The sequence below is a fragment of the Mycobacterium sp. E3198 genome (assembly GCF_001667015.1).
GTDB lineage: Bacteria > Actinomycetota > Actinomycetes > Mycobacteriales > Mycobacteriaceae > Mycobacterium.
The window spans coordinates 1-691 of record NZ_LZIS01000105.1 but is presented as its reverse complement, the minus strand read 5'-3'; the positions used below and the strand labels follow the sequence as shown (position 1 = coordinate 691).

At 70.8% G+C, this 691-nt stretch carries 1 protein-coding gene; it reads left to right on the top strand.

Features of this window, described 5'->3' with window-relative positions; genetic code table 11:
* A partial coding sequence (locus A5673_RS11930) for an HNH endonuclease signature motif containing protein (RefSeq protein ID WP_156748122.1) occupies window positions 1-691 on the top strand: 691 nt, incomplete at both ends.

The window sequence follows — 691 nt, the reverse complement described above, 5'->3', positions numbered from 1 at the left end:
CCGTACTGCACCCCGACGGGGAGTTCAGCGACGCCGAACGCGCCCGAAAGCGCGGCATCGTCCTGGGCGCCCAGCAATACGACGGCATGTCACCGATGAGCGGGCTGATCACCCCGGAGCTGCGGGCGGCCATCGAAGCGATGGTGGCCAAGCTGGGCGCGCCGGGGGCGTGCAACCCCGACGACGGGATCCCGCTCGTCGACGCCGCCCCCGACCAGGAGGCGGTGCGCCGCGACACCCGTTCCCAACCCCAGCGCAACCACGACGCGTTTTTGGCCGGGCTGCGCGGGCTGTTCGCCTCCGGCGATTTGGGCCAACACAACGGGTTGCCGGTGTCGATCATCGTGACCACCACGCTGCGCGAGTTGGAGGCCGCCGCCGGCAAAGGCCTGACCGCCGGGGGCACCCTGGTGCCCATGGCCGATGTGATCCGCTGGGCCGGCCACGCGCATCACTATCTGGCGATCTTCCACAACGCCAAATCCCTGGCGCTGCACCACACCAAGCGCATCGCCTCCCCCGCCCAGCGCATCATGCTCTGCGGCCGCGATCGCGGCTGCACCAAACCCGGCTGCGACGCCCCGGCCTACCACAGCCAGGTCCACCACATCCGCGGCTGGACCGCCAACCGCCGCACCGACATCGACGACCTCACCCTGGCCTGCGGCCCCGACAACCGACTCGCCGAACA